Source organism: Actinophytocola sp. (genome assembly GCF_035712165.1).
Lineage (GTDB): Bacteria > Actinomycetota > Actinomycetes > Mycobacteriales > Pseudonocardiaceae > DASYTH01.
The window spans coordinates 1-4539 of record NZ_DASTBH010000326.1; the positions used below are offsets into that span (position 1 = coordinate 1).

4 protein-coding genes and 1 rRNA gene are annotated in these 4539 nt (G+C 68.5%); 1 reads left to right on the forward strand and 4 read right to left on the reverse strand.

What is annotated here, in order from left to right; translation table 11 throughout:
- The 4 genes from VFO68_RS18430 to VFO68_RS18445 all read right to left on the reverse strand — a co-directional run.
- Window positions 1–126: ribosomal RNA gene (locus tag VFO68_RS18430) — 16S ribosomal RNA — on the reverse strand; the annotation flags it as partial.
- Window positions 127–556: 430 nt separating this feature from the next.
- Window positions 557–1195, reverse strand: coding sequence for a DUF6058 family natural product biosynthesis protein (locus tag VFO68_RS18435; protein ID WP_325159551.1), 639 nt, complete (start codon window positions 1193–1195; stop codon window positions 557–559).
- A 156-nt stretch (window positions 1196–1351) separates the two neighbouring features.
- Window positions 1352–2695, reverse strand: a complete 1344-nt coding sequence (locus tag VFO68_RS18440; protein WP_325159552.1) for a glutamine synthetase family protein — start codon at window positions 2693–2695, stop codon at window positions 1352–1354.
- A 23-nt stretch (window positions 2696–2718) separates the two neighbouring features.
- A complete protein-coding gene (locus tag VFO68_RS18445; protein ID WP_325159553.1) occupies window positions 2719–4005 on the reverse strand; it encodes an MFS transporter in 1287 nt (428 codons plus the stop codon).
- Window positions 4006–4076: 71 nt separating this feature from the next.
- Between VFO68_RS18445 and VFO68_RS18450 the strand changes: the two genes are divergently transcribed.
- A partial coding sequence (locus tag VFO68_RS18450) for a GlxA family transcriptional regulator (RefSeq protein ID WP_325159554.1) occupies window positions 4077–4539 on the forward strand: 463 nt, incomplete at its 3' end.

A 4539-nucleotide genomic window follows, 5' to 3' on the forward strand; every position in this document is an offset into this window, starting at 1 on the left:
AGATTACCCACGTGTTACTCACCCGTTCGCCACTAAACCACCACCGAAGCAGTGATCCCGTTCGACTTGCATGTGTTAAGCACGCCGCCAGCGTTCGTCCTGAGCCAGGATCAAACTCTCCAAAAAAACCTGGCAAAAAAAACAACTCAAAAGAACCCACAAAGGGATTCATAAAGCTCTACTGGCTTAAATCGGCACACTGTTGAGTTCTCAAACAACACACGCACACCCATCATGCACTCAATATCATGAGCGCAATCAGAGGGGCAGTTTACTCGTAGTTCCTGAATCTTTACGCCGAGCCGGGCGCTCCACCCCTGGGGCGGGACCCTTGCTCAGGCAACCCGTTCACTCTACCCGGTCCGCCTCGGAGTGTCAACTCCCTCGGCCCGGATGAAGTCAAGCCACTGATTGACTATATCAGGGGCCTGGCTTCCCGCCGAGCGGGCCGGGGTCGCTACTCCCAGCAGGTTCGGCGCGGTACGTGGCGAGAGAAAAGTTAGGCCACCGTCGGTAATGAAGTCAAATCGGCTGGTCAGCGCCCTGTGCGGGCGGGTTATCGGCAGATCGCGGACGCCGGACCGACCCACTCGGACGGGTCACCGTCGATCGGAAATTGTGACCTAACCGACTCGATCAATTTGTCGCGCGACGTCGGTCCGCCGAACCGCAGCCGGTCGTACCCGGTGAACGGAAGCTCGATCGCCTCCAGCTCGTCGACCAGACTGTGCAACCGCGCCAGCCACGCCATCGAGTCGGGCATCGGATCGGCCAGCACCTCGTTGATCGCCGCCATCAGCCCGCCCTTCCGGATGATCATGTCCGGCCGGACCGAGCGCAGGCACACGTATTGACCGCTCAGGTAGGCGTCCCATTCCTCGGCGGCGTCGGCCGGATCCGACCAGTGCGCCTGGAACCACACCGGCAGCCGGGACAGTCCGCCCGCGCGGTCGGCCAGGTCCAGCAGTTCGGACGGCACCATCTCGGTGCCGTCCGAGCGCAGGTAGCTGGGTAACGGAAGCCGGCCGGCCAGCATGTGCGCGCGCACCTCGTCCGGCGTCTCCGCCCGGCCGAGGCACAACTCCCGCAACGTCACGAAGTGCCGGTCGACGTAGGCGTCGTCCTCGGGCGTCATCGGGTGATCGCCGTTGACCTCGACATAGCGCGCAGCCACCCGGCGGGCGAGTTCCGTCATGCGCCGGACGCTAGCCGGGGGGTCCGACAGTTCCGCCTCTCCGGAATTTGATGCGGTCGTGCCGTTCCAGCGAACAGTGCGGCGTGCGGTGGATTGTGGCTGGGTTGCGTCACGGTCCCCTGAGGTTCCGTTGGTCGGTCCGACGCGTTCAGTCCACTAGAGCACGGGCAGGAGGGTGCGCAGCTCATAGGGGGTGACGCTGCGCCGGTAGGCGTCCCACTCGTTGCGCTTGTTGCGCAGGAAGAAGTCGAAGACGTGCTCGCCGAGCGTCTCCGCGAGCAGTTCGGACCGCTCCATCTCGGCCAGCGCCTCACCCAGGTTCTGCGGCAGGCTGGCGTACCCGGCCGCCCGGCGTTCCGCCTCGGTCAGCGACCACACGTCGTCCTCCGCGGCCGGCGGCAGTTCGTAGCCCTCCGCCACGCCCTTGAGACCGGCCGCCAGGACCACCGCGAACGCCAGGTACGGGTTGCAGGCCGAGTCGATGCTGCGGATCTCCACCCGGCGCGAGGACGCCTTGCCCGGCGAGTACATCGGCACCCGGACCAGGGCGGACCGGTTGGCGTGGCCCCAGCACACCGCGGTCGGCGCCTCCCCGCCGACGATCAGCCGCTTGTAGGAGTTCACCCACTGGTTGGTCACCGCGGAGATCTCCCGCGCGTGTCGCAGCAGGCCGGCCACGAACGCCTTGCCGGTCGCGGACAGCTCATAGGGATCGGCACTGTCGTAGAAGGAGTTCCGGTCGCCCTCGAACAGGCTCAGATGGGTGTGCATGCCGGAGCCGGGCTGGTCGGTGAACGGCTTGGGCATGAACGAGGCGCGGACGTCCTGGGTGATCGCCACCTCCTTGACCACGTACCGGAACGTCATGACGTTGTCGGCCATGGTCAGCGCGTCCGCGTAGCGCAGGTCGATCTCCTGCTGGCCGGGCGCGCCCTCGTGGTGGCTGAACTCCACCGAGATGCCCATCGCCTCGAGCGTCTCGATCGCGTGCCGGCGGAAGTGCGCGGCGGTGGCGTGGCTGGCCTGGTCGAAGTACCCGCCGATGTCGGCCGGGGTCGGTTCGCTCCCGTCCACCGGAAGGTCGGTGAGCAGGAAGAACTCGATCTCCGGATGGACGTAGCAGGTGAACCCCGCCTCGCTGGCCTTGGACAGCGTGCGGCGCAGCACGTGCCGCGGGTCCGCCCAGGACGGCGACCCGTCCGGCATCGCGATGTCGCAGAACATCCGGGCCGAGTAGTGGTGCCCCTCCGAGGTCTGCCAGGGCAGCACCTGGAAGGTGGCCGGATCCGGCCGGGCCACCATGTCCGACTCGTAGACCCGGGCGAACCCCTCGATCGCCGAGCCATCGAACCCGATGCCCTCGGCGAACGCCCCCTCGAGCTCTGCCGGCGCCACCGCCACCGACTTGAGGAAACCCTGCACGTCGGTGAACCACAGACGGACGAAGCGGATGTCCCGCTCCTCTAGCGTCCGCAGAACGAACTCCTGCTGCCGATCCATGCGGGCAGCCTAGGTAGATCGTGTTAACGCGATGTTTCCGGCTCTCGCCTGCCCGGGATCGAAACCGACATGAGCGCGGCCAGCACACACAGGCCGCCGGCCAGGTACCAGGCCAGGCCGTAGTCGCCGAGGGTGTCGCGGATCGCACCGGCGCCGAAGGCGGCCAGCGCGGCGCCGAGTTGGTGCGAGGCGAACACCCAGCCGAACACCACCGGGCCGCTGACGCCGAACCGCTCCCGGCACAGCGCCACGGTCGGCGGCACGGTGGCGATCCAGTCCAGGCCGTAGAAGACGATGAACACCCACATGCTGGGCTGGGTCTCCGGCGCGAACAGGGCCGGCAGGATCAGCAGCGACAACCCGCGCAGCGTGTAGTAGCCGCCGAGCAGCAGGCGGGGGTCGATCCGGTCGGTCAGCCAGCCGGACAGGATCGTGCCGCCGACGTCGAAGATGCCGACCAGGGCCAGCAGCGACGCCGCCGTGGTGTGCGGCATTCCGTGGTCGTGCGCGGCGGTCACGAAATGGGTGCCGACCAGGCCGTTGGTGGACATCCCGCAGATCGCGAAGCCGCCGGCGAGCAGCCAGAAGGTGGGCGTGCGGGCGGCGTCGCGCAGGGTGCGCAGAGCCCGGGCGGCGCTGCTGCCGGTGACCGGCGCCGGCGCCGGCTCGTCCCCGGTGGCGCCGTAGGCCGTCGTGCCGACGTCGGCCGGGTGGTCCCGCAGGAAGACCAGCACGAGCGGCACGACCGCGAGCGCGGCGAGCGCGACGACCACCGCCGGGGTGCGCCAGCCGTGCTCGGTGGCCAGCGCGGCGACCAGCGGCAGGAAGATCAGCTGCCCGGTGGCGCCCGCGGCGGTGAGGATGCCGCTGACCAGGCCGCGGTGCCGGACGAACCAGCGGCTGGTGACCGTGGCGACGAACGTCATCGCCATCGAGCCGGTGCCGAGCCCGACCAGCACTCCCCAGCACAGCAGCAACTGCCAGCTCGCCGTCATGAACACGGTCAGCCCGGCGCCCGCGGCGACCAGCAGCAGGGCGGCGACCACCACGCGGCGCATGCCCACCCGGTCCATCAGGGCGGCGGCGAACGGGGAGAACAGGCCGAACAGCACCAGGTTGATCGAGACGGCCAGCCCGATGGTGGCCCGCGACCAGCCGAACTCCTCGTGCAACGGGTCGATCAGCACGCTGGGCACCGCGCGGAAGCCGGCCGCGCCGATCAGCGTGATGAACGAGACGGTGGCGATGATCCAGGCCCAGTGCGGCCGGCGGAGGGCGCGGGTGGTCCGGCGATCCTGCAGTTGGGTCACCGGCTCAGCTTCGCCGATGGTGCCGGCGGCACACGAGTGGCCCGATCGCCAATATGTGTAAGAATCTGGCCATGGGACTCCATCGCGTGGCCGTGCTGGCACTCGATCCGGTGATCGGTTTCGACATGGCCATCCCGCCGCAACTGCTCGGCACGGCCACCGACGCGGCCGGGGAACCGCTCTACGACGTGCGCATCTGCGGCCTGGACCGGGAGCCGATCCGGGTCTTCTCCGGGTACACGATGATCCCGGACCACGGCATGGAAGCGCTGGCCGAAGCGGACACCGTGATCGTTCCCGGCACCCGGGTGGCCGAACCGCGACAGTCCGGCGTCCTGCCGGACCGGCTGGCCGAGGCGTTCCGGTCGATCCGGCCGGGTACCCGGATCATGTCGATCTGCACCGGGGCGTTCGTGCTGGCCGCGGCCGGCATCCTGGACGGGCGGCCGGCGACCACCCACTGGGCGTACGCCGACGCGTTCCGTGAGCTGTATCCCCGAGTTCTGCTGGACGAGAACGTGCTGTTCGTCGACG

Bases quoted from the DNA above. Each gene is read 5' to 3' on its own strand.
- VFO68_RS18435 (WP_325159551.1), bottom strand. From the start codon at position 1,195: ATGACGGAACTCGCCCGCCGGGTGGCTGCGCGCTATGTCGAGGTCAAC.
- VFO68_RS18440 (WP_325159552.1), bottom strand. From the start codon at position 2,695: ATGGATCGGCAGCAGGAGTTCGTTCTGCGGACGCTAGAGGAGCGGGAC.